Origin of the sequence: Pseudomonas sp. GL-R-26, from assembly GCF_019947365.1 — a bacterium.
In the GTDB taxonomy this organism is placed as follows: Bacteria; Pseudomonadota; Gammaproteobacteria; order Pseudomonadales; family Pseudomonadaceae; genus Aquipseudomonas.
Window position 1 is genome coordinate 21,597 of record NZ_JAGYGI010000008.1, and the last position, 20,857, is coordinate 42,453.

The 20,857-nt window shown below is 57.0% G+C and carries 31 protein-coding genes; 29 read left to right on the plus strand and 2 right to left on the minus strand.

What is annotated here, in order from left to right; genetic code table 11:
* The first annotated feature begins 13 nt into the window (after positions 1-13).
* The 26 genes from rplB to bfr all read left to right on the plus strand — a co-directional run bounded on the left by rplB (position 14) and on the right by bfr (position 14,065).
* Complete coding sequence (rplB, locus tag KGA96_RS10265; RefSeq protein WP_003176423.1) at positions 14-838, plus strand: 50S ribosomal protein L2; 825 nt, start codon at positions 14-16, stop codon at positions 836-838.
* A 16-nt stretch (positions 839-854) separates the two neighbouring features.
* A complete protein-coding gene (gene rpsS / locus KGA96_RS10270) occupies positions 855-1,130 on the plus strand; it encodes a 30S ribosomal protein S19 (protein ID WP_002555486.1) in 276 nt (91 codons plus the stop codon).
* Between the two features lie 11 nt (positions 1,131-1,141).
* Positions 1,142-1,474 (plus strand): 50S ribosomal protein L22, encoded by a 333-nt coding sequence (gene rplV, locus KGA96_RS10275; protein WP_003103908.1) that lies wholly within the window; start codon positions 1,142-1,144, stop codon positions 1,472-1,474.
* A gap of 13 nt (positions 1,475-1,487) precedes the next feature.
* Positions 1,488-2,174, plus strand: a complete 687-nt coding sequence (gene rpsC / locus KGA96_RS10280) for a 30S ribosomal protein S3 (RefSeq protein ID WP_008065719.1) — start codon at positions 1,488-1,490, stop codon at positions 2,172-2,174.
* Positions 2,175-2,186: 12 nt separating this feature from the next.
* Entirely contained in the window at positions 2,187-2,600 is a 414-nt protein-coding gene (rplP, locus tag KGA96_RS10285) for a 50S ribosomal protein L16 (RefSeq protein ID WP_008145497.1), read from the plus strand.
* Positions 2,600-2,791 (plus strand): 50S ribosomal protein L29, encoded by a 192-nt coding sequence (gene rpmC, locus KGA96_RS10290; RefSeq protein ID WP_002555481.1) that lies wholly within the window; start codon positions 2,600-2,602, stop codon positions 2,789-2,791. Before rplP ends, rpmC begins: the two co-directional genes overlap by 1 nt.
* A gap of 2 nt (positions 2,792-2,793) precedes the next feature.
* Complete coding sequence (gene rpsQ, locus KGA96_RS10295; protein ID WP_003176419.1) at positions 2,794-3,060, plus strand: 30S ribosomal protein S17; 267 nt, start codon at positions 2,794-2,796, stop codon at positions 3,058-3,060.
* A 23-nt stretch (positions 3,061-3,083) separates the two neighbouring features.
* Positions 3,084-3,452 carry a 50S ribosomal protein L14 gene (gene rplN / locus KGA96_RS10300; RefSeq protein ID WP_002555479.1) on the plus strand — a complete coding sequence of 123 codons (369 nt, stop codon included), beginning with the start codon at positions 3,084-3,086 and terminating at the stop codon, positions 3,450-3,452.
* An 11-nt stretch (positions 3,453-3,463) separates the two neighbouring features.
* Positions 3,464-3,778, plus strand: coding sequence for a 50S ribosomal protein L24 (rplX, locus tag KGA96_RS10305; RefSeq protein WP_003176416.1), 315 nt, complete (start codon positions 3,464-3,466; stop codon positions 3,776-3,778).
* A gap of 22 nt (positions 3,779-3,800) precedes the next feature.
* The gene (gene rplE / locus KGA96_RS10310) at positions 3,801-4,340 is read left to right on the plus strand and encodes a 50S ribosomal protein L5 (RefSeq protein ID WP_003176415.1); all 540 of its coding nucleotides are present in this window, start codon (positions 3,801-3,803) and stop codon (positions 4,338-4,340) included.
* Positions 4,341-4,353: 13 nt separating this feature from the next.
* Positions 4,354-4,659: a 30S ribosomal protein S14 gene (gene rpsN / locus KGA96_RS10315; protein WP_003176414.1), complete on the plus strand. Its 306-nt coding sequence runs from the start codon at positions 4,354-4,356 to the stop codon at positions 4,657-4,659.
* A gap of 209 nt (positions 4,660-4,868) precedes the next feature.
* Entirely contained in the window at positions 4,869-5,261 is a 393-nt protein-coding gene (gene rpsH / locus KGA96_RS10320; protein WP_003186040.1) for a 30S ribosomal protein S8, read from the plus strand.
* A 12-nt stretch (positions 5,262-5,273) separates the two neighbouring features.
* Entirely contained in the window at positions 5,274-5,807 is a 534-nt protein-coding gene (rplF, locus tag KGA96_RS10325; RefSeq protein ID WP_003176412.1) for a 50S ribosomal protein L6, read from the plus strand.
* 10 nt (positions 5,808-5,817) lie between these two features.
* A complete protein-coding gene (gene rplR, locus KGA96_RS10330; protein ID WP_003186037.1) occupies positions 5,818-6,168 on the plus strand; it encodes a 50S ribosomal protein L18 in 351 nt (116 codons plus the stop codon).
* 3 nt (positions 6,169-6,171) lie between these two features.
* Positions 6,172-6,672, plus strand: a complete 501-nt coding sequence (gene rpsE, locus KGA96_RS10335; RefSeq protein ID WP_007943782.1) for a 30S ribosomal protein S5 — start codon at positions 6,172-6,174, stop codon at positions 6,670-6,672.
* Between the two features lie 2 nt (positions 6,673-6,674).
* Positions 6,675-6,851 carry a 50S ribosomal protein L30 gene (gene rpmD, locus KGA96_RS10340; protein ID WP_003186033.1) on the plus strand — a complete coding sequence of 59 codons (177 nt, stop codon included), beginning with the start codon at positions 6,675-6,677 and terminating at the stop codon, positions 6,849-6,851.
* A gap of 3 nt (positions 6,852-6,854) precedes the next feature.
* Complete coding sequence (rplO, locus tag KGA96_RS10345; RefSeq protein ID WP_007896782.1) at positions 6,855-7,292, plus strand: 50S ribosomal protein L15; 438 nt, start codon at positions 6,855-6,857, stop codon at positions 7,290-7,292.
* Positions 7,293-8,621, plus strand: coding sequence for a preprotein translocase subunit SecY (gene secY / locus KGA96_RS10350; RefSeq protein WP_003228718.1), 1,329 nt, complete (start codon positions 7,293-7,295; stop codon positions 8,619-8,621). It begins immediately after the preceding gene.
* A gap of 24 nt (positions 8,622-8,645) precedes the next feature.
* The gene (gene rpmJ, locus KGA96_RS10355; RefSeq protein WP_002555468.1) at positions 8,646-8,762 is read left to right on the plus strand and encodes a 50S ribosomal protein L36; all 117 of its coding nucleotides are present in this window, start codon (positions 8,646-8,648) and stop codon (positions 8,760-8,762) included.
* 130 nt (positions 8,763-8,892) lie between these two features.
* Positions 8,893-9,249 (plus strand): 30S ribosomal protein S13, encoded by a 357-nt coding sequence (gene rpsM / locus KGA96_RS10360; protein WP_009045849.1) that lies wholly within the window; start codon positions 8,893-8,895, stop codon positions 9,247-9,249.
* A gap of 30 nt (positions 9,250-9,279) precedes the next feature.
* Entirely contained in the window at positions 9,280-9,669 is a 390-nt protein-coding gene (rpsK, locus tag KGA96_RS10365; RefSeq protein ID WP_002555466.1) for a 30S ribosomal protein S11, read from the plus strand.
* An 18-nt stretch (positions 9,670-9,687) separates the two neighbouring features.
* A complete protein-coding gene (gene rpsD, locus KGA96_RS10370) occupies positions 9,688-10,308 on the plus strand; it encodes a 30S ribosomal protein S4 (protein ID WP_003176404.1) in 621 nt (206 codons plus the stop codon).
* A gap of 22 nt (positions 10,309-10,330) precedes the next feature.
* Positions 10,331-11,332, plus strand: coding sequence for a DNA-directed RNA polymerase subunit alpha (locus KGA96_RS10375; RefSeq protein WP_007970428.1), 1,002 nt, complete (start codon positions 10,331-10,333; stop codon positions 11,330-11,332).
* A 42-nt stretch (positions 11,333-11,374) separates the two neighbouring features.
* Positions 11,375-11,761, plus strand: coding sequence for a 50S ribosomal protein L17 (gene rplQ / locus KGA96_RS10380; RefSeq protein ID WP_046041617.1), 387 nt, complete (start codon positions 11,375-11,377; stop codon positions 11,759-11,761).
* A 236-nt stretch (positions 11,762-11,997) separates the two neighbouring features.
* On the plus strand, positions 11,998-13,452 hold the full coding sequence (locus tag KGA96_RS10385; protein ID WP_223512698.1) for a catalase: 1,455 nt from the start codon (positions 11,998-12,000) through the stop codon (positions 13,450-13,452).
* 148 nt (positions 13,453-13,600) lie between these two features.
* Complete coding sequence (gene bfr, locus KGA96_RS10390) at positions 13,601-14,065, plus strand: bacterioferritin (protein WP_008053867.1); 465 nt, start codon at positions 13,601-13,603, stop codon at positions 14,063-14,065.
* Between the two features lie 65 nt (positions 14,066-14,130).
* On the opposite strand, the gene uvrA is transcribed toward bfr, so the two are convergent.
* Complete coding sequence (gene uvrA, locus KGA96_RS10395) at positions 14,131-16,965, minus strand: excinuclease ABC subunit UvrA (protein WP_046041619.1); 2,835 nt, start codon at positions 16,963-16,965, stop codon at positions 14,131-14,133.
* Positions 16,966-17,156: 191 nt separating this feature from the next.
* Here uvrA and KGA96_RS10400 point away from each other — a divergent pair, with 191 nt between their 5' ends.
* Positions 17,157-18,554 (plus strand): MFS transporter, encoded by a 1,398-nt coding sequence (locus tag KGA96_RS10400; protein ID WP_223512699.1) that lies wholly within the window; start codon positions 17,157-17,159, stop codon positions 18,552-18,554.
* Positions 18,555-18,563: 9 nt separating this feature from the next.
* Entirely contained in the window at positions 18,564-19,082 is a 519-nt protein-coding gene (locus KGA96_RS10405; RefSeq protein ID WP_007984430.1) for a single-stranded DNA-binding protein, read from the plus strand.
* A gap of 104 nt (positions 19,083-19,186) precedes the next feature.
* Here KGA96_RS10405 and KGA96_RS10410 read toward each other — a convergent pair whose 3' ends face one another.
* A complete protein-coding gene (locus KGA96_RS10410) occupies positions 19,187-19,735 on the minus strand; it encodes a cysteine hydrolase family protein (protein ID WP_223512700.1) in 549 nt (182 codons plus the stop codon).
* A gap of 101 nt (positions 19,736-19,836) precedes the next feature.
* On the opposite strand from KGA96_RS10410, the gene KGA96_RS10415 reads away from it, so the two are divergent.
* Positions 19,837-20,829, plus strand: coding sequence for a GlxA family transcriptional regulator (locus KGA96_RS10415; protein WP_046041622.1), 993 nt, complete (start codon positions 19,837-19,839; stop codon positions 20,827-20,829).
* The last annotated feature ends 28 nt before the right edge of the window (positions 20,830-20,857 follow it).

Consider the following 20,857-nt stretch of genomic DNA (forward strand, 5'->3'; position numbering starts at 1 on the left):
GAAGGGGTGCATCATGGCAATCGTTAAATGCAAACCGACTTCCCCTGGCCGCCGTTTTGTGGTCAAGGTGGTCAACCAGGAGCTGCATAAAGGCGCTCCTCACGCACCGCTGCTCGAGAAGAAATCGAAGACTGGTGGTCGTAACAACAATGGCCGTATTACCACTCGTCACATCGGTGGTGGTCATAAGCAGCATTATCGTCTGGTCGACTTCCGTCGCAACGACAAAGATGGCATCTCTGCCACTGTCGAGCGTATCGAATACGATCCAAACCGTACTGCTCACATCGCTTTGCTGCTGTACGCAGATGGCGAGCGTCGCTACATCATCGCCCCTAAAGGCGTGAGCGCTGGCGACCAGCTGATCGCAGGTGCCCTGGCACCGATCAAGCCGGGCAACGCTCTGCAACTGCGCAACATTCCAGTTGGTAGCACCGTACACGGCATCGAATTGAAGCCAGGTAAAGGCGCTCAGATCGCTCGTTCCGCTGGTGCTTCGGCTCAGCTGATCGCTCGTGAAGGCGTGTACGTTACCCTGCGTCTGCGTTCCGGTGAAATGCGTAAAGTCCTGGCTGAATGCCGTGCGACCCTGGGCGAAGTCTCGAACTCCGAGCACAGCCTGCGTTCGCTGGGTAAAGCTGGTGCCAAACGCTGGCGTGGCGTTCGCCCAACCGTTCGTGGTGTTGCCATGAACCCGGTTGACCACCCACATGGTGGTGGTGAAGGTCGTACCTCTGGTGGTCGTCATCCGGTATCGCCATGGGGCTTCCCGACTAAGGGCGCGAAGACTCGTGGTAATAAGCGTACCGACAAAATGATCGTCCGTCGTCGCAAGTAAATAGAGGGATACGACAGTGCCACGTTCTCTGAAAAAAGGTCCTTTTATCGATCTTCACCTACTGAAGAAGATCGAAGTGGCGGCGGAAAAGAACGATCGCAAACCGGTGAAAACCTGGTCGCGTCGTTCGATGATCCTGCCACAAATGGTCGGTTTGACCATCGCAGTACACAACGGTCGTCAGCACGTCCCAGTTCTCGTGAACGAAGACATGGTCGGCCACAAACTGGGCGAGTTCGCCGGTACCCGCACTTATCGCGGGCACGTGGCAGACAAGAAAGCCAAGCGTTAAGGGGTTAGGAAATGGAAGTAGCCGCTAAGTTGTCGGGCGCTCGAATCTCCGCCCAGAAAGCCCGCTTGGTCGCCGACCAGATCCGCGGGAAGAAGGTGGGCGAAGCGCTCAACCTGTTGGCTTTCAGCAGTAAGAAAGCCGCCGAGATCATGAAGAAAGTGCTGGAGTCGGCCGTAGCCAACGCCGAGCATAACGAAGGCGCGGACGTTGATGACCTGAAGGTCAGCACCGTTTTCGTCAACGAAGGGCGTTCGCTGAAGCGCATCATGCCACGTGCCAAAGGCCGTGCTGATCGCATCGTCAAGCGGTCTTGCCATATCACTGTCAAGGTTGCTGACAAGTAACGGAGTCGAAGAGATGGGTCAGAAAGTACATCCCATTGGCATTCGCCTGGGAATCGTCAAGGAGCACACCTCCGTCTGGTACGCAGACGGTCGGACTTATGCGGACTATTTGCTCGCAGATCTGAAGGTGCGTGAGTATCTCCAAGACAAACTAAAAAGCGCGTCCGTAAGCCGTATCGATATCCATCGTCCGGCCCAAACTGCACGTATCACCATCCACACCGCTCGTCCAGGTATCGTTATCGGGAAGAAAGGTGAAGATGTTGAGAAACTGCGTCAGGACCTGACCAAGCAAATGGGTGTGCCTGTGCACATCAATATCGAAGAGATCCGCAAGCCGGAGCTCGACGGTATGCTGGTTGCGCAGAGCGTAGCTCAGCAGCTGGAGCGTCGTGTAATGTTCCGTCGCGCTATGAAGCGCGCCGTACAGAACGCCATGCGCATTGGTGCCAAAGGCATCAAAATCCAAGTGAGCGGTCGTCTCGGCGGTGCTGAAATCGCACGTACTGAATGGTATCGCGAAGGTCGTGTGCCATTGCACACCCTGCGTGCCGACATCGACTATGCCAACTACGAAGCTCACACCACTTACGGTGTGATCGGTGTAAAGGTTTGGATCTTCAAAGGCGAAGTAATTGGTGGTCGCCAAGAAGAACTGAAACCACAAGCACCAGCGCCTCGTAAAAAAGCTGCTAAGTAAGGGGTACGCCAAATGTTGCAACCAAAGCGTACGAAGTTCCGCAAGCAGATGACAGGCCACAACCGTGGTCTGGCACAGCGCGGTAGCAAAGTCAGCTTCGGCGAGTTCGCGCTGAAGTCTGTAGCTCGTGGTCGTCTCACCGCTCGTCAGATCGAGTCAGCGCGTCGTGCTCTGACCCGTCACGTTAAACGTGGCGGCAAGATCTGGATCCGTGTATTCCCGGACAAGCCTATTTCCAAAAAACCACTCGAAGTTCGGATGGGTAAAGGTAAGGGTAGTGTGGAGTACTGGGTTGCCCAGATTCAGCCAGGCAAAGTCCTGTATGAAATCGAGGGTGTTACTGAAGAGCTGGCGCGTGAGGCTTTTGCCCTGGCTGCTGCAAAGCTGCCGCTCGCCACCGCCTTTGTTAAACGGACGGTGATGTGATGAAAGCGAATGAACTTCGTGAAAAATCCGCACAGCAGCTGAACGAGCAACTGCTCGGCCTGCTGCGCGACCAGTTCAATCTGCGTATGCAGAAAGCAACTGGCCAGTTGGGGCAGTCTCATCTGCTCTCGCAAGTTAAACGTGACATCGCTCGCGTGAAGACTGTGCTTAACCAGCAGGCAGGTAAGTAATCATGGCTGAAGCCGAAAAAACTGTCCGTACGCTGACTGGCCGTGTTGTCAGCGACAAGATGGACAAAACCATCACCGTTCTGATCGAGCGTCGCGTTAAGCACCCGATCTACGGTAAATACGTTAAGCGTTCGACTAAGCTGCACGCACACGACGAAACCAATCAGTGCCACATCGGCGACAAAGTCACTATTCGTGAAACTCGTCCGCTGGCCAAGACCAAGTCTTGGGCATTGGTTGATGTTCTCGAACGCGCTGTGGAAGTCTAAGGACTAGGGGTCGGAGAAATTATATGATTCAGACTCAATCCATGCTCGATGTGGCCGATAACAGCGGCGCTCGCCGTGTTATGTGCATCAAGGTGCTGGGTGGCTCCCATCGTCGTTACGCTGGTATCGGTGACATCATCAAAGTTACCGTGAAGGAAGCAATTCCTCGCGGTAAAGTGAAAAAAGGCCAAGTGATGACTGCTGTTGTAGTCCGCACTCGTCACGGCGTACGTCGTGCTGATGGCTCCATTATCCGCTTTGATGGCAACGCTGCTGTTCTTCTGAACAACAAGCAAGAGCCGATCGGCACCCGTATCTTTGGGCCAGTGACCCGTGAACTTCGTACTGAGAAGTTCATGAAGATCGTCTCGCTCGCCCCAGAAGTGCTGTAAGGAGATCCGACATGCAAAAGATTCGTCGTGACGACGAGATCATCGTGATCGCCGGCAAAGACAAAGGTAAGCGCGGTAAGGTGCTTAAGGTTCTCGCTAACAACCGTTTGGTTATTGGTGGTCTGAACCTGGTCAAGCGTCATACCAAGCCTAACCCGATGTCGGGCGTGCAGGGCGGTATCGTCGAAAAAGAAGCTCCACTGGATGCTTCTAACGTCGCCATTTTCAACGGCGAAACCAACAAGGCTGACCGCGTTGGTTTCAAAGTAGAAGACGGCAAGAAAATTCGTGTCTTCAAGTCGACCCAAAAAGCGGTTGATGCTTGAACACTGCTAGGTAGATGAGACCATGGCACGACTAAAAGAGATTTACTGGAAGGAAATCGCACCGAAGCTTAAGGAAGAACTTAAGCTTTCGAACGTGATGGAAGTTCCACGCGTTACCAAAATCACCCTGAACATGGGTCTGGGCGAAGCGGTCGGTGACAAAAAAGTCATCGAGCACGCTGTTGCTGACCTGGAAAAGATCACCGGCCAGAAAGTCGTTGTGACCTACGCTCGCAAATCCATCGCTGGCTTTAAAGTCCGTGAAGGTTGGCCGATCGGCGTCAAAGTGACCCTGCGCCGTGAGCGTATGTACGAATTCCTGGATCGTCTGCTGTCGATCTCCCTGCCTCGGGTCCGCGACTTCCGCGGCCTGAATGCCAAGTCCTTCGATGGTCGTGGTAACTACAGCATGGGCGTTAAAGAGCAGATCATCTTCCCGGAAATCGACTACGACAAGATCGATGCTCTCCGCGGTCTGGACATTACCCTGACCACCACTGCCAAGAACGATGATGAAGGTCGCGCGCTGCTGCGTGCTTTCAAATTCCCGTTCCGCAACTGATTGGAGTAGGAAAATGGCCAAGATGAGCATGAAAAACCGCGAGCTGAAGCGTCAGCTCACGGTTGCCAAGTACGCCAAGAAGCGTGCAGCACTGAAAGCTATCATCGTTGATCTGAACGCAAGTCCAGAAGCACGTTGGGAAGCTACAGTAGCTCTGCAGAAGCAGCCACGTGACGCAAGCGCTTCGCGCATGCGTAACCGCTGCCGCCTGACCGGTCGTCCACACGGCGTTTACCGCAAGTTCGGCCTCGGCCGTAACAAACTGCGTGAAGCTGCAATGCGTGGTGACGTACCTGGTCTGGTTAAAGCCAGCTGGTAAGCACTGTCAAAGTCTCGGTGGTCCGGATCGCAAGATCCTGACCACCGGTGACCTTGAACTTGAATCAAGCCCCTTTTGGGGCTTGATTCATTTGTGGGGTGTGTCTAGAATACCCGGCTCGCCTGAGCCCGTGCTTTTTCCGCATGGATGAGCTCGGCGACAAGTAGTAGCCGCAAGGCTAATTTTTTTGTATTAGGAGCGTCTAGCCCATGAGTATGCAGGACCCGTTAGCGGACATGCTAACTCGAATCCGTAATGCCCAGATGGCTGAAAAGTCCGTCGTAAGCATGCCATCTTCTACTTTGAAGGTAGCTGTTGCCAAAGTCCTGAAGGACGAAGGTTACATTGCGGGTTATCAGATCAGCAGCGAAATCAAACCACTGCTGTCCATCGAGCTGAAGTACTTCGAAGGCCGTCCGGTCATCGAAGAAGTGAAGCGCGTTAGCCGTCCAGGCCTGCGTCAGTACAAGTCCGTCGATGATCTGCCAAAAGTTCGTGGCGGTCTCGGTGTGTCTATCGTCTCCACCAACAAAGGTGTGATGACGGATCGTGCTGCGCGCGCTGCCGGTGTCGGCGGCGAAGTTCTTTGCACTGTGTTCTAAGGGGGGATAAGCATGTCACGCGTCGCTAAGAACCCCGTTAAGCTGCCAGCCGGTGTCGAAGTAAAATTCGCAGGCCAACAGCTTTCGGTGAAGGGTGCCAAGGGCACTCTCGAACTGAACATCCATTCGTCCGTTGAGATCGTTGAAGAAGCTGGTGAGCTGCGTTTCGCTGCTCGCAATGGCGATCAACAAACTCGCGCAATGGCTGGTACCACTCGTGCGTTGGTAAACAACATGGTCCAAGGCGTAAGCCAAGGCTTCGAGCGCAAGCTCCAGCTGGTCGGTGTTGGTTACAAAGCGCAAGCAAAAGGCACAGTGCTGAACCTGGCTCTTGGCTTCTCGCACCCAGTGGATTATGAACTGCCGGAAGGCATCACCGCTGAGACTCCTAGCCAGACCGATATCCTGATCAAGGGCATCGATAAGCAGCTGGTAGGTCAAGTGGCCGCCGAGATCCGCGACTTCCGTCCACCAGAGCCGTACAAAGGCAAAGGTGTGCGCTACGCGGACGAAGTCGTCCGTCGTAAAGAAGCCAAGAAGAAGTAGGGCATAGCAAATGACCGACAAAAAAGTTACTCGACTGCGTCGCGCTCGCAAAGCACGCCTGAAAATGCACGAACTCGAAGTCGTGCGTCTCTGCGTGTTCCGCTCGTCGCAGCACATCTACGCCCAGGTCATTTCGGCCGACGGCAACAAAGTCCTGGCATCTGCCTCGACTTTGGATAAAGAACTGCGTGATGGCGCCACTGGCAACATCGACGCGGCCACTAAGGTTGGCCAGCTGGTCGCTACGCGTGCTAAAGCCGCTGGCGTCTCGCAGGTGGCTTTCGACCGCTCTGGCTTCAAGTATCACGGCCGCGTCAAGGCGCTGGCTGATGCTGCTCGTGAAGCTGGGCTGGAGTTCTAAGTTATGTCAAATAACGACCAAAAGCGCGACGAAGGCTACATCGAGAAGCTGGTTCAAGTTAACCGCGTAGCCAAAACCGTTAAAGGCGGCCGTATCTTCACTTTCACCGCGTTGACCGTGGTGGGTGATGGTAAAGGGCGTGTTGGCTTCGGCCGTGGCAAGTCGCGTGAAGTGCCTGCTGCGATCCAGAAGGCAATGGAAGCTGCTCGCCGCAACATGATCCAAGTTGATCTGAACGGCACCACTCTGCAGTACGCAATGAAGTCCGGTCACGGCGCTTCGAAGGTGTACATGCAGCCTGCTTCTGAAGGTACCGGTATCATCGCTGGCGGCGCTATGCGTGCTGTCCTCGAAGTTGCTGGTGTTCAGAACGTTCTGGCCAAGTGCTACGGCTCGACTAACCCGGTAAACGTGGTTCACGCCACTTTTAAAGGTTTGAAAGCTATGCAGTCTCCTGAATCCATTGCCGCCAAGCGTGGCAAAAGCGTCAAGGAGATCTTCTGATCATGGCTACCGTAAAAGTTACGCTGATCAAAAGCATGACCGGCCGCATCCCTAACCACAAATTGTGCGTTAAGGGTCTGGGTCTGCGTCGCATCGGTCACACTGTAGAAGTACTTGATACTCCCGAGAATCGCGGGATGATCAACAAGGCTTACTACATGCTGCGTGTCGAGGGTTAATCGATGAAACTCAATGATCTGAGTCCAGCGCCGGGTTCCCGTCGCGAAAAGCATCGTCCGGGCCGTGGTATCGGTAGTGGTTTGGGCAAGACCGGTGGCCGTGGCCACAAAGGTCAGTCCTCCCGCTCCGGTGGCACCATTGCTCCAGGCTTTGAAGGCGGTCAACAGCCGCTGCATCGTCGCCTGCCGAAGTTCGGTTTCGTTTCCCTGAAGGCCATGGACCGCGCAGAAGTGCGTCTGTCCGAGCTGGCTAAAGTGGAAGGCGACATCGTCACCGTGCAGTCCCTGAAAGATGCCAACGTGATCAACGTCAACGTACAGCGTGTGAAAATCATGCTGTCCGGTGAAGTGACTCGCGCTGTCACTATCGGCAAGGGAATCGGCGCCACCAAAGGTGCGCGTGCGGCTATCGAAGCAGCTGGCGGCAAGTTCGAGGAATAAATGGCTAAGCAAGGTGCTCTCTCTGCGCTCGGCAAAGGCGGTATGTCTGAACTCTGGGCTCGTCTGCGTTTTCTGTTCCTGGCGATTATCGTCTACCGAATAGGCGCACACATCCCGGTTCCAGGTATCAACCCGGACCGACTCGCGGACCTGTTTCGACAGAATGAGGGGACCATTCTTAGCTTGTTCAACATGTTTTCCGGCGGCGCGCTGGAGCGGATGAGCATCTTTGCACTGGGGATCATGCCGTACATCTCGGCATCGATCATCATGCAACTGATGACAGCCGTCAGCCCGCAGCTGGAGCAGTTGAAGAAGGAAGGTGAAGCTGGCCGTCGCAAGATCAGCCAGTACACCCGCTACGGCACTGTCGTCCTCGCTCTCGTCCAGGCCATTGGCATGTCCATTGGTCTGGCGGGGCAGGGCGTTGCGTTCACTGGTGACTTTGGCTTCCATTTCGTCGCGGTATCCACTTTTGTGGCTGGTGCGATGTTCATGATGTGGCTGGGTGAGCAGATTACTGAGCGTGGTGTTGGCAACGGTATCTCGATGTTGATTTTTTCGGGTATCGTCGCCGGTCTTCCGAGAGCGATCGGGCAGTCTTTCGAGTCTGCACGTCAGGGTGATATCAACATCTTCGCCCTGGTTGCCATCGGTTTGCTGGCAGTAGCGATTATCGGTTTCGTGGTGTTCATTGAGCGTGGTCAGCGTCGTATTGCTGTTCACTACGCCAAGCGTCAGCAGGGCCGCAAGGTCTTCGCTGCGCAGACTAGCCACTTGCCGCTGAAGGTGAACATGGCCGGTGTTATTCCGGCTATTTTCGCGAGCAGCATTTTGCTGTTCCCGGCTTCGTTGGGTGCCTGGTTCGGTCAGTCTGAAGGTATGGGCTGGTTGCAGGACATCTCGCAGTCGATCGCTCCTGGTCAGCCGTTGAATATTCTGCTGTTTAGTGCAGGGATTATTTTCTTCTGCTTCTTCTATACGGCGTTGATGTTCAATCCGAAAGACGTAGCGGAAAACCTGAAGAAGTCCGGTGCCTTTATTCCGGGCATCCGTCCAGGTGAGCAGTCTGCGCGCTACATTGATGGCGTTCTGACTCGCTTGACCATGTTCGGTGCTCTTTACATGACGGCCGTCTGCCTGTTGCCCCAGTTCCTGGTGGTTGCAGCCAACGTACCGTTCTACCTTGGCGGGACCTCGTTGCTGATCGTCGTCGTGGTTGTGATGGACTTCATGTCCCAAGTACAATCGCACCTCGTTTCGCACCAGTACGAATCCCTGATGAAGAAAGCCAACCTGAAGGGTTACGGCAGCGGCATGCTGCGCTGACCCATAAGGTTCGAGGAGTTGGTGATGAAAGTTCGTGCATCGGTGAAAAAGCTGTGCCGTAACTGCAAGATTATTCGCCGCGAAGGTGTTGTTCGAGTAATTTGCAGCGCGGAACCGCGTCACAAACAGCGCCAAGGCTGAGTGTGATTGTGCTTCAAGCCCGGCAGCTAGTGCGCTGCCGGGTTGATTATTTGTTATTACAGCGATATTATCTCGCGCCCTATTTCTTGGCTTCCGGGGCGTAGGTAGCTGTCAATTGGAGTCCCACTGAATGGCCCGTATTGCAGGCGTTAACATTCCAGATAACAAGCATACTGTTATCTCGCTGACCTACATCTATGGTGTTGGTCGCACTACTGCACAGAAAATTTGTGCAGAGACTGGGGTAAACCCAGCAGCAAAGATCAAAGATCTGAGCGACGAGCAAATTGAACAGCTGCGTGGCGAAGTGGCGAAGTTCACCACTGAAGGTGACCTGCGTCGCGAAATCAACATGAAAATCAAGCGCTTGATGGACCTCGGTTGCTATCGCGGTCTGCGTCATCGTCGCGGTCTTCCAGTGCGCGGTCAGCGTACCAAGACCAACGCGCGTACCCGTAAAGGTCCGCGTAAGCCGATCCGCAAGTAATCGCCCCAGCGAATCGACAGGAAATTAATCATGGCAAAACCTGCTGCTCGTCCTCGTAAAAAAGTTAAAAAGACAGTGGTTGATGGCATCGCCCACATCCATGCATCTTTTAACAACACCATCGTGACCATCACCGACCGTCAAGGTAACGCTCTTTCCTGGGCTACCTCCGGTGGTTCGGGTTTCCGCGGTTCCCGCAAGTCCACCCCGTTTGCTGCTCAAGTAGCTGCTGAACGTGCTGGTCAAGCTGCGCTGGAATACGGCCTGAAAAACCTCGACGTCAATGTCAAAGGTCCAGGTCCAGGTCGTGAATCCGCAGTCCGCGCTTTGAACGGCTGTGGCTACAAGATCGCCAGCATCACCGACGTGACGCCAATCCCGCACAACGGGTGCCGTCCGCCGAAGAAGCGCCGCGTGTAATCCAGGAGATTGTAAAGAATGGCTCGTTACATTGGTCCAAAATGCAAACTCGCTCGTCGCGAAGGCACCGATCTCTTCCTGAAGAGCGGCGTGCGCGCGATCGAATCGAAGTGCAACATTGAAGCAGCACCTGGTATCCACGGCCAACGCCGCGGTCGCCAGTCCGATTACGGCACCCAACTGCGTGAAAAGCAGAAGGTCCGTCGTATCTACGGCGTTCTCGAGCGTCAATTCAGCGGCTACTACAAAGAAGCTGCTGGCAAGAAAGGTGCAACCGGTGAAAACCTGCTGCAACTGCTCGAATGCCGTCTGGACAACGTTGTATACCGTATGGGCTTTGGTTCGACTCGTGCCGAATCCCGTCAGCTGGTATCGCACAAGTCGATCAGCGTAAACGGTCAGACCGTTAACGTTCCGTCCTACCAGGTTCGTGCTGGTGACGTGGTCGCTGTTCGCGAGAAAGCAAAAAATCAACTTCGCATTGTCCAAGCTCTCGATCTGTGTGCCCAACGTGGCCGCGTAGAATGGGTAGAAGTAGACACTGAGAAGAAGTCGGGCGTTTTCAAGAACGTTCCAGCTCGCAGTGATCTGTCCGCCGACATCAACGAAAGCCTGATTGTCGAGCTCTACTCCAAGTAAGGGCTAGAAAATAGGTGCATCCATGCAGATTTCGGTAAATGAGTTCCTGACACCCCGCCACATTGATGTGCAGGTTGTCAGTCCAACCCGCGCCAAGATCACTCTCGAGCCTCTCGAGCGTGGCTTTGGCCATACCCTGGGCAACGCGCTGCGCCGCATCCTGTTGTCCTCAATGCCCGGCTGTGCAGTAGTCGAGGCCGAGATTGACGGTGTGCTCCACGAGTACAGCGCCATCGAAGGTGTACAGGAAGACGTAATTGAAATCCTGTTGAACCTTAAAGGTCTGGCTATCAAGCTGCACGGTCGTGACGAAGTTACGCTGACCTTGTCGAAGAAGGGTTCGGGGGTGGTTACCGCTGCCGATATTCAGCTGGATCATGATGTCGAGATCGTTAATCCCGATCACGTAATCGCTAACCTGGCGTCTAACGGCGCCCTGAACATGAAGCTCGTAGTAGCTCGTGGTCGTGGTTATGAACCGGCAGATTCGCGTCAGAGCGATGAAGACGAAAGCCGCAGCATCGGTCGCTTGCAGCTTGACTCTTCGTTCAGCCCGGTTCGCCGTATCGCATACGTGGTGGAAAACGCCCGTGTCGAGCAGCGTACTAACCTGGACAAGCTGGTTATTGATCTGGAAACCAACGGTACTCTGGATCCTGAAGAGGCAATTCGCCGCGCTGCAACCATCCTGCAACAGCAGTTGGCTGCGTTCGTCGACCTCAAGGGTGACAGTGAGCCAGTGGTTGTCGAGCAGGAAGACGAGATCGATCCGATCCTGCTTCGCCCGGTTGACGATCTGGAACTGACTGTACGTTCGGCTAACTGCCTTAAGGCGGAAAACATCTACTACATCGGTGACCTGATTCAGCGTACCGAAGTAGAGCTGTTGAAGACTCCGAACCTGGGCAAGAAATCCTTGACTGAAATCAAGGACGTTCTGGCCTCCCGCGGTCTGTCCCTCGGCATGCGCCTCGACAACTGGCCGCCTGCAAGTCTTAAGAAGGACGACAAGGCGACTGCCTGATCGTCGTAATCACCGAACGTAGTGTTTGGTAAGGAATGAACCATGCGTCATCGTAAAAGTGGTCGTCACCTGAGCCGCACCAGCTCGCACCGCAAGGCCATGTTCCAAAACATGGCGGTGTCGCTGTTCGAGCACGAGCTGATCAAAACTACTCTGCCAAAAGCTAAAGAACTGCGCCGCGTTGCCGAGCCGCTGATCACTTTGGCCAAGATAGATAGCGTTGCTAACCGCCGTCTGGCTTTCGACCGTACTCGTTCGAAAGCTATCGTTGGTAAGCTCTTCAACGACCTGGGCAAGCGTTACGCTACCCGTGAGGGTGGCTACCTGCGCATCCTCAAGTGCGGTTTCCGCGCTGGCGACAACGCGCCTATGGCGTACGTCGAGTTGGTTGATCGTGCTACTGCTGGCGAAGCTGTATCTGCCGAGTAAGACGTCAGTCTGAAACAAAGAACCGGGCCTAGTGCCCGGTTTTTTGTGCCTGTAAGAAACGCGTCGTTTGTACAAGCGTCTCCTTCGTCCACGCCGGCATTATGTGTTGGGGATGATCATTATCTTTCTCTATCGATGACAGCAAGTTAATGAATTTGTAGCTGTCATATTGATGATCAATACTCCTTCTCAGCCGATAGCCGGCAGTTCAAGACCGACAGAGGAAGGAAGATCGCATGAGCCAAAACAAAACGCTTACCACCGCCAGTGGCGCTCCTGTTGCCGATAACCAGAATTCCCGTTCCGCCGGCCCTCGTGGCCCGCTGCTGTTCGACGACTTTCACTTGATCGAGAAGCTTGCCCACTTCAACCGTGAAAACATCCCTGAGCGCCGTGTGCACGCCAAAGGCTCGGGTGCCTACGGTACGTTCACCGTGACGCGCGATATCACTCAATACACCAGCGCGAAGCTGTTTGAGGCAGTCGGTAAGCAAACCCCGACTTTCCTGCGGTTTTCCACCGTGGGTGGTGAGCGTGGTTCGGCCGATACCGAGCGTGATCCGCGCGGGTTCGCCTTGAAGTTCTACACCGAGGAAGGCAACTGGGACATCGTTGGCAACAACACCCCCGTGTTCTTCATTCGTGATCCACTGAAGTTTCCGGACTTTATCCACACCCAGAAGCGTTTGCCGCAAAGCAACCTGAAGAGTGCCCAGGCGATGTGGGACTTCTGGTCGCATTCGCCCGAGGCGCTGCACCAAGTCACCATCCTGTTCTCCGACCGGGGTATCCCTGATGGATACCGCCACATGCACGGCTTTGGCAGCCACACCTACAGCCTCATCAACGCTCAAGGTGAGCGTCATTGGGTGAAGTGGCACTACAAGACCAAACAGGGGATCAAGAACCTTGCTCCTGCCGAGGCTGCGCGCCTGGCGGGTACTGATCCGGATTACGCCCAGCGCGATCTGTTCAATGCCATCGAGCAGGGTGATTTCCCGAAATGGCGCGTGTGCATTCAGATCATGAGCGAGGCTCAGGCCGCGGCGCACTACGAGAACCCGTTTGATGTCACCAAAACCTGGTCGCAGAAAGAGTTTCCACTGATTGAGGTCGGAGAACTTGAGCTCAATCGAAATCCGCAGAACTACTTCGCGGAAGTCGAGCAAGCGGCGTTCGGTCCCAGCAACATGGTCCCGGGTGTTGGTCTGTCGCCCGATCGTATGCTGCAAGGGCGGGTCTTCGCCTACGCGGACGCTCATCGCTACCGTGTCGGCACCAATCACCAGCAGTTGCCCGTCAACGCTCCACGGAGTCCGGTCAACACTTACCAGCGCGATGGTTCGATGGCTTTTGGCAGCAATGGCGGAGCGGCGCCGAACTACGAGCCGAACAGCTACGTTGAGTCGCCGAAGCAGGCGCCTCGTTACGCTGAGCCCGCGTTGGCCCTCAGTGGTGCCGCCGATCGTTACGATCACCGTGAGGACACGGATTACTACAGTCACGCCGGCGCATTGTTCCGCTTGATGACTGAAGAGCAGAAATCACTGCTGATCAGCAACATCGCCGGTGCGATCTCGGGTGTGTCGAGTGATGTGGTTGATCGCCAGCTGCAACATTTCTACAAGGCTGACCCGGCGTATGGAGAAGCAATCGCAAAACTGCTCAACGTACAGCTTAACGAAGTCTAAATGAGAAGCAGAACCGCCCTTGTTTGGGCGGTTTTTGCGTTATTTCAGCCGATTTTCTCAGAATATCTTCGCTTTTATTGCGTCTTGCGAGTGACGGTATGGGCATGTTGGTTCAAACTACAACTTTCAAGCAGGGAGATGTAGGGCAATGCAAGGCCACCCAGATGTGATCGATTACCTCAACACGTTGCTGACCGGCGAACTGGCCGCGCGTGATCAATATTTCGTCCACTCGCGGATGTATGAGGACTGGGGTTTCACCAAGCTCTACGAACGAATCAACCACGAGATGGAAGAGGAAGCAGGGCACGCTGATGCCTTGATGCGCCGGATTCTCATGCTCGAAGGCACACCGCGCATGCGTCCGGACGATCTCGATGTCGGCACCACGGTGACCGAGATGCTCGAAGCGGACTTGCGTCTGGAATACAAGGTGCGGGCTGCGCTGTGCAAGGGCATCAAGCTCTGCGAGCAGCACAAGGACTATGTCAGCCGCGAAATGCTACGGGTTCAATTGCATGACACCGAAGAAGATCACACCTACTGGCTCGAGAAACAGTTGGGTCTGATCAAGTTGATCGGGCTTGAAAACTACCTGCAATCCCACACCTGATTGCTGCGAATACAAAAAAGCCCCTGTCACTGATGAAGTGACAGGGGCTTTTTCATGGGGGCCGGTTAAGCCCGATCGCGCTCCAGCAGCGGCTTGAGGTAGTAACCAGTGTGGGATTGCTTCATCTCTGACACTTCCTCCGGCGTGCCGACGGCAATGATCTGCCCGCCCTTGGAACCACCCTCCGGACCCAGGTCCACCAGCCAGTCAGCGGTTTTGATCACGTCCAGGTTGTGTTCGATCACTACCACTGTGTTGCCGTGGTCGCGCAGGCGATGCAACACGTCCAGCAGTTGCTGGATATCTGCGAAGTGCAGCCCGGTGGTGGGTTCGTCGAGGATGTACAGGGTCTTGCCGGTATCGCGTTTGGACAGTTCGCGGGACAGTTTCACCCGCTGGGCTTCACCGCCGGACAGCGTGGTCGCCGATTGCCCCAGCTTGATGTACGACAGGCCGACGTCCATCAACGTTTGCAGCTTGCGCGCCAGGGCCGGTACGGCATCGAAGAACACTCGCGCTTCCTCGATGGTCATTTCGAGGGTTTCGTGGATGCTCTTGCCCTTGTACTTGATCTCCAGGGTCTCGCGGTTGTAACGCTTGCTCTTGCACACGTCGCAGGGCACGTAGATGTCCGGCAGGAAGTGCATCTCGACCTTGATCAGGCCGTCGCCCTGGCAGGCTTCGCAGCGGCCGCCCTTGACGTTGAAGGAGAAGCGCCCCGGCCCGTAGCCCCGGGAGCGGGACTCCGGTACGCCGGCGAACAACTCGCGGATCGGTGTGAACAATCCGGTGTAGGTCGCCGGGTTGGAGCGCGGTGTACGGCCGATCGGGCTCTGGTCGATGTCGACGACCTTGTCCAGGTGCTCCATGCCCTTGATGCTGTCGTGGGCGGCCGCCTCAAGCGTCGTTGCGCCGTTCAGCGCCGTGGCGCTCAGCGGGAACAGGGTGTTGTTGATCAGTGTCGACTTGCCGGAGCCGGACACGCCGGTCACGCAAGTCAGCAGGCCGATCGGAATCTCCAGGTCGACACTGCGCAGGTTGTTGCCACGCGCGCCCTTGAGTGAAAGCGTCAGCTTCTTGTTGCGCGGCGTACGCTTGGCCGGGACTTCGATCTTCACCCGGCCCGACAGGTATTTGCCCGTCAGCGAATCCGGATGCGCCATGACCTCGGCGGGTGTGCCTTCGGCGACGATATGACCGCCATGCACACCAGCGCCCGGGCCGATGTCCACCACGTAGTCGGCCAGGCGGATCGCGTCTTCGTCGTGCTCGACCACGATCACCGTGTTACCGATGTCGCGCAGGTGCTTGAGGGTGCCCAGCAGCCGGTCGTTATCGCGCTGGTGCAGGCCGATGGATGGTTCGTCGAGGATGTACAGGACGCCCACCAGGCCGGCGCCAATCTGGCTGGCCAGGCGAATACGCTGGGCCTCGCCACCGGACAAGGTGTCCGCGCTGCGATCCAGCGACAGATAGTCGAGGCCGACGTTAACCAGGAACTGCAGGCGCTCGCGGATTTCCTTGAGGATCTTGTCGGCGATTTCGCCGCGACGTCCGGTGAGCTTGAGCCCGCCAAAATAATCGGAGGCATCGCCGATCGGCAGGTTGGTCACTGCCGGCAGGGTTTTCTCGCCGACCCACACGTGCCGCGCTTCACGCCGCAGACGGGTGCCACGGCAATCCGGGCACGACTGGGTGCTGAGGAACTTGGCCAGTTCTTCGCGCACCGATGCCGATTCGGTTTCGCGGTAACGGCGCTCCAGGTTCGGCACGATGCCTTCGAACGGGTGCGAGCGTTTGACGATATCGCCACGGTCGTTCAGGTATTTGAAGTCGACGTTTTGCGAACCGCTGCCGTGCAGGATGAATTTCTGCTGATCGGCTGGCAGTTCGTTGAACGGAACTTCGAGGCTGAACTTGTAGTGCGAGGCCAGCGAGCCGAGCATCTGGAAGTAATAGACGTTGCGCCGATCCCAGCCACGAATCGCCCCTTCGGCCAGGGTCAGTTCGCCATTGACCAGGCGCTTGATGTCGAAGAACTGCTTCACCCCCAAGCCATCACAGGTCGGGCAAGCGCCGGCCGGGTTGTTGAAGGAGAACAGCTTGGGCTCCAGTTCGCTGATCGCGTGGCCGCAGATCGGGCAGGCGAAGCGTGCGGAGAAGATCATCTCTTCACCCGGCTCGTCGTCCATCGGCGCCACAAGGGCGATGCCGTCCGCCAGTTTCAGCGCGGTCTCGAAGGATTCGGCCAGGCGCTGTTGCAGGTCGGCGCGAACCTTGAAGCGGTCGACCACCACATCGATGGTGTGTTTTTTCTGCTTGTCGAGCTTGGGCGCTTCGTCCAGCTCATAGAGCTTGCCGTTGATTCGGGCGCGGACGAAGCCCTGTGCGCGCAGCTCTTCGAAAACCGACAGGTGCTCGCCTTTGCGCTCGCGAATGACCGGCGCCAACAGCATCAGCTTGCTGCCCTCCGGTTCGGCGAGGACCAGGTCGACCATCTGGCTGACGGTCTGCGCTTCCAGCGGGATGTCGTGATCCGGGCAACGGGGAATACCCACGCGTGCATAAAGCAGGCGCAGGTAGTCGTAGATTTCGGTGATGGTGCCGACCGTCGAGCGCGGGTTGTGCGAGGTCGACTTCTGTTCGATGGAGATCGCCGGCGACAAGCCTTCGATGGTGTCGACGTCGGGCTTTTCCATCATCGACAGGAACTGCCGGGCGTAGGCCGACAGCGATTCGACGTAGCGACGCTGACCTTCGGCGTACAGGGTGTCGAAAGCCAGGGACGACTTGCCGGAGCCGGACAGGCCGGTGATGACGATCAGCTTGTCCCGTGGCAGGGTCAGGTCGATGTTCTTCAGGTTGTGGGTTCGAGCCCCACGAATCAGGATCTTGTCCAAAGTGGCCTCGCTTGGCGGGCGTCGAAAACGTAGGAGTATACGGCCAAATACTGGATGGATGCACACTATCGAACGAGTGGGCTACTGTCTTACATGAAGAGTGTGTCAGCAATGCGCGTCAAAGCGTCGCGATATACCCTGCCAATCGATGGGACTGGTAGAATCGCCGCCGGTTCACATGAGGTTTTTCCATGCACGATCCCCACAGCGAGCGCATGAGTGGCAGCGAGACCCGCGCAGCAAGCGGTCTGGCCCTGGTGTTCGCCTTCCGTATGCTTGGCATGTTCATGGTGTTGCCGGTACTGGCGACCTATGGGATGGATCTGGCCGGAGCCACGCCGGCCCTGATCGGTCTGGCGATTGGCGCTTATGGCCTGACCCAGGCAGTGTTCCAGATTCCGTTCGGTTTCATTTCCGACCGCATCGGTCGCCGCCCGGTGATTTACCTGGGCCTGATCGTCTTTGCCCTCGGCAGTCTGCTGGCAGCCAATGCCGACTCGATCTGGGGCGTGATTGCCGGCCGGATCCTGCAGGGCGCGGGGGCGATTTCCGCGGCGGTCATGGCGCTGTTGTCCGACCTGACCCGCGAGCAGCACCGGACCAAGGCCATGGCCATGATCGGCATGACCATTGGCCTGTCGTTTGCGGTGGCCATGGTGGTCGGCCCGCTGCTGACCCGCGCCTTCGGACTGTCCGGATTGTTTCTTGCTACCGGAGGCATGGCGCTGTTCGGCATCGTGATCGTGATGTTCATGGTGCCGCGCTCCACCGGCCCGTTGCAGCACCGTGAGTCCCGTGTCGCGCGCCAGGCGCTGATCCCGACCCTCAAGCATCCGGACCTGCTGCGCCTGGACCTGGGCATTTTTGTGTTGCACGCGATGTTGATGTCCAGTTTCGTCGCCTTGCCGCTGGCGCTGGTCGAGAAAGCCGGGCTGCCCAAAGAGCAGCACTGGTGGGTGTACCTGACGGCGCTGCTGATTTCTTTCTTCGCCATGATCCCGTTCATTATCTACGGCGAGAAGAAACGCAAAATGAAACGAGTTTTACTCGGCTCCGTCGTGACGCTGATGCTCACTGAGCTATTCTTCTGGCAGTTCGGCGACAGCTTGCGGGCTCTGGTGATCGGTACGGTGGTGTTCTTCACCGCGTTCAATCTGCTGGAAGCTTCGTTGCCGTCGTTGATCAGCAAGGTTTCACCGGCCGGAGGCAAGGGTACGGCGATGGGGGTTTACTCCACCAGCCAGTTCCTCGGCTCGGCACTGGGGGGAATCCTCGGTGGCTGGCTGTTCCAGCATGGCGGTCTGTCGGTTGTGTTCCTCGGATGCGCCGGTCTGGCTGCCCTCTGGCTGGCCTTTGCTGTTACCATGCGCGAACCTCCCTACGTCACGAGCCTGCGCTTGCCGTTGTCGCCTGAGGCGATCCGCGAAGCGGGTCTGGTCGAGCGCCTGAAGGCGGTCGTAGGGGTAACAGATGCAGTCATCGTCGCGGAAGAGGCGGCGATTTACATCAAACTGGACACCGAACTATTGGATCGCACCACCCTTGAGTGCCTGGTGAACAACCCGGCCGGGGCAGCGTGCGTAGCCTAGGAGAACGTTATGGCCCGTGGGGTTAACAAAGTCATATTGGTCGGCACTTGCGGCCAGGATCCCGAAGTTCGCTACTTGCCTAACGGTAACGCCGTGACCAACCTGAGTCTGGCGACCAGCGAACAGTGGACCGACAAGCAAACCGGTCAGAAAGTCGAAAAGACCGAATGGCACCGTGTGTCGATGTTCGGCAAGGTTGCAGAAATCGCTGGCGAATACCTGCGTAAAGGTTCGCAGGTCTACATCGAAGGCAAGCTGCAGACCCGCGAGTGGGAAAAAGACGGTATCAAGCGTTACACCACCGAAATCGTGGTCGACATGCAAGGCACCATGCAACTGCTGGGCGGCCGTCCACAGGGCGACCAGCAGGGCCAGGGCGGCGGTAACAACTACCAGCAGTCCGCGCCACGCCAGCAGGCTCCGCGTCCACAGCAGTCGGCGCCGCAACAGTCGCGCCCGGCTCCACAGCAGGCTGCTCCTCAGCCGGCTCCGGATTTCGACAGCTTTGATGACGATATTCCGTTCTAAAGCAGCTGTCAGCCTCAAGCTACAAGCGGCAAGCTGAAACACAAAACCCGCACTTCACTTGGAAGTGCGGGTTTTTTTATGGACGGTGGAATTTGGTTGCAGACTCAGGCCGCGAGGAACTCGTTGGTCGACACCACGCTGGCATAGGCAAACGCCAGGGCCGCCATGAATGCCGCATGAACTTGCGCCGCCGGAACCGCTACGCCATTGAACTCCAGGTCACGGGTGGCGCAGGCGTCGTGGATCACGGTGACCGTATAGCCAAAATCCGCCGCCGCACGGGTGATGCCGTCGACGCACATGTGGCTCATGCTGCCCACGACCACCAGTTCCTTGATGCCTTGCTCGTCGAGGATCGATTTCAGCTCGGTTTCGCGGAACGAGTTGACGAAGTGCTTGAGTACCACCGGTTCGTCGGCGTGGTTGAGCACTTTCGGGTGCAACTTCGCCCCCTCGGAGTTCGGAGTGAAAAACGGCGCTTCTTCGGAGGTGAATTCGTGGCGGATGTGTACCACTGAATCCCCCGCGTCGCGGAAGGCCTTGATCAGGCGGACGGCGTTGTCTGCGGCGGCGTCGGCACCGACCAGCGGCCACTTGCCTTGGGGGAAGTAGTCGTTCTGGATATCGACTACGATGAGCGCTTGCTTGGCCATGACTGTTTCCTCGAAGTGTGTGTTGGTGTGGAATGAAGTATTGGCTCTGGCAGGTGATCCGGGGATTGGCCGCACCGACAATAGAAGGGGGAAAACTGACAATGGACGCAGAAAGGGCAATCGCTGAACTCGGCGTGCTGATCTATCCCGGTGCGCAGATGGCGGCGGTGCATGGCTTGACGGACTTGTTCGGGGTGGCCAATCGGATCGCTGCCGAGCATCAGTCTGCGCAGTTGCCACTGTTGCGGGTCAGCCATTGGCAGGTCGAAGGCGATCAGCCGCCGGTTCGGGTCTTCGACAGCCATCCAGGCCCGGAGCCCGCCTTGGTGGCCGTGTTGATTCCGCCTTCGATCGGCGGTTTTTCCGAGGGCCAGGCGCCACAGGGATTGATCCGCTGGTTACGTGAACAACATGCCAGCGGCGCGACGCTGGGCGGTGTTTGCGTGGGTTCTATCCTGTTGGCCGAAAGCGGTCTGCTCGATGGTCGCAGCGCCACCACTCACTGGACCTCGGCCAAAGCCTTCGCCGAACGTTATCCGGCGATCAGGCTCAAGGCCGATACGCCGATTGTCGATGACGGCGATCTGATTACCACTGCCGGGCTGATGGCCTGGTCGGAACTGGGTCTGCGCCTGGTCAACCGGCTGCTGGGGCCGAGCATCGCCACCAACACCGCACGTTTTCTGGTGGTGGAACACAGCGACAGCGCCAGTGAGTGCGGCAGCAACTTTGCGCCGATCCTCAGCCACGGCGATGCGGCGATACTCAAGGTGCAGCACTGGCTGCAAAGCACCGGGGCGACCGATGTGTCGCTGGCGGCAATGGCCGAAAAGGCAGGGCTGGAAGAACGCACCTTCCTGCGCCGTTTCCGCGCGGCCACCGGGCTCAAACCCACGGAATACTGCCAGCATCTGCGAGTCGGCAAGGCCCGGGAAATGCTTGAGTTCACCAACGGCACCATCGACCACATCGCCTGGACCGTGGGTTATCAGGACCCCGGGGCGTTTCGTGCGACGTTCAGGAAAATCACTGGGTTGGCGCCGAGTGATTATCGGACGCGGTTTGGAGTGACGCCGGCTGCTGCGGCACGGTAGGCCATTAACAACAAATCCCACATTGGTT

What these genes read in the sequence shown, in the direction of transcription:
- rplO (WP_007896782.1), top strand. Translation starts at nt 6,855, where the DNA reads ATGAAACTCAATGATCTGAGTCCAGCGCCGGGTTCCCGTCGCGAAAAG.
- rplP (WP_008145497.1), top strand. Translation starts at nt 2,187, where the DNA reads ATGTTGCAACCAAAGCGTACGAAGTTCCGCAAGCAGATGACAGGCCAC.
- rpsD (WP_003176404.1), top strand. Translation starts at nt 9,688, where the DNA reads ATGGCTCGTTACATTGGTCCAAAATGCAAACTCGCTCGTCGCGAAGGC.
- rpsE (WP_007943782.1), top strand. Translation starts at nt 6,172, where the DNA reads ATGTCAAATAACGACCAAAAGCGCGACGAAGGCTACATCGAGAAGCTG.
- KGA96_RS10385 (WP_223512698.1), top strand. Translation starts at nt 11,998, where the DNA reads ATGAGCCAAAACAAAACGCTTACCACCGCCAGTGGCGCTCCTGTTGCC.
- KGA96_RS10415 (WP_046041622.1), top strand. Translation starts at nt 19,837, where the DNA reads ATGGACGCAGAAAGGGCAATCGCTGAACTCGGCGTGCTGATCTATCCC.
- rpmD (WP_003186033.1), top strand. Translation starts at nt 6,675, where the DNA reads ATGGCTACCGTAAAAGTTACGCTGATCAAAAGCATGACCGGCCGCATC.
- rpmJ (WP_002555468.1), top strand. Translation starts at nt 8,646, where the DNA reads ATGAAAGTTCGTGCATCGGTGAAAAAGCTGTGCCGTAACTGCAAGATT.
- rpsC (WP_008065719.1), top strand. Translation starts at nt 1,488, where the DNA reads ATGGGTCAGAAAGTACATCCCATTGGCATTCGCCTGGGAATCGTCAAG.
- rplF (WP_003176412.1), top strand. Translation starts at nt 5,274, where the DNA reads ATGTCACGCGTCGCTAAGAACCCCGTTAAGCTGCCAGCCGGTGTCGAA.
- KGA96_RS10400 (WP_223512699.1), top strand. Translation starts at nt 17,157, where the DNA reads ATGCACGATCCCCACAGCGAGCGCATGAGTGGCAGCGAGACCCGCGCA.
- KGA96_RS10405 (WP_007984430.1), top strand. Translation starts at nt 18,564, where the DNA reads ATGGCCCGTGGGGTTAACAAAGTCATATTGGTCGGCACTTGCGGCCAG.
- rplR (WP_003186037.1), top strand. Translation starts at nt 5,818, where the DNA reads ATGACCGACAAAAAAGTTACTCGACTGCGTCGCGCTCGCAAAGCACGC.
- bfr (WP_008053867.1), top strand. Translation starts at nt 13,601, where the DNA reads ATGCAAGGCCACCCAGATGTGATCGATTACCTCAACACGTTGCTGACC.
- KGA96_RS10375 (WP_007970428.1), top strand. Translation starts at nt 10,331, where the DNA reads ATGCAGATTTCGGTAAATGAGTTCCTGACACCCCGCCACATTGATGTG.
- rplE (WP_003176415.1), top strand. Translation starts at nt 3,801, where the DNA reads ATGGCACGACTAAAAGAGATTTACTGGAAGGAAATCGCACCGAAGCTT.
- rplV (WP_003103908.1), top strand. Translation starts at nt 1,142, where the DNA reads ATGGAAGTAGCCGCTAAGTTGTCGGGCGCTCGAATCTCCGCCCAGAAA.
- rpsQ (WP_003176419.1), top strand. Translation starts at nt 2,794, where the DNA reads ATGGCTGAAGCCGAAAAAACTGTCCGTACGCTGACTGGCCGTGTTGTC.
- rplB (WP_003176423.1), top strand. Translation starts at nt 14, where the DNA reads ATGGCAATCGTTAAATGCAAACCGACTTCCCCTGGCCGCCGTTTTGTG.
- rplX (WP_003176416.1), top strand. Translation starts at nt 3,464, where the DNA reads ATGCAAAAGATTCGTCGTGACGACGAGATCATCGTGATCGCCGGCAAA.
- rpsM (WP_009045849.1), top strand. Translation starts at nt 8,893, where the DNA reads ATGGCCCGTATTGCAGGCGTTAACATTCCAGATAACAAGCATACTGTT.
- rpsK (WP_002555466.1), top strand. Translation starts at nt 9,280, where the DNA reads ATGGCAAAACCTGCTGCTCGTCCTCGTAAAAAAGTTAAAAAGACAGTG.
- rpsH (WP_003186040.1), top strand. Translation starts at nt 4,869, where the DNA reads ATGAGTATGCAGGACCCGTTAGCGGACATGCTAACTCGAATCCGTAAT.
- KGA96_RS10410 (WP_223512700.1), bottom strand. Translation starts at nt 19,735, where the DNA reads ATGGCCAAGCAAGCGCTCATCGTAGTCGATATCCAGAACGACTACTTC.
- rplQ (WP_046041617.1), top strand. Translation starts at nt 11,375, where the DNA reads ATGCGTCATCGTAAAAGTGGTCGTCACCTGAGCCGCACCAGCTCGCAC.
- rpmC (WP_002555481.1), top strand. Translation starts at nt 2,600, where the DNA reads ATGAAAGCGAATGAACTTCGTGAAAAATCCGCACAGCAGCTGAACGAG.
- secY (WP_003228718.1), top strand. Translation starts at nt 7,293, where the DNA reads ATGGCTAAGCAAGGTGCTCTCTCTGCGCTCGGCAAAGGCGGTATGTCT.
- rplN (WP_002555479.1), top strand. Translation starts at nt 3,084, where the DNA reads ATGATTCAGACTCAATCCATGCTCGATGTGGCCGATAACAGCGGCGCT.
- rpsN (WP_003176414.1), top strand. Translation starts at nt 4,354, where the DNA reads ATGGCCAAGATGAGCATGAAAAACCGCGAGCTGAAGCGTCAGCTCACG.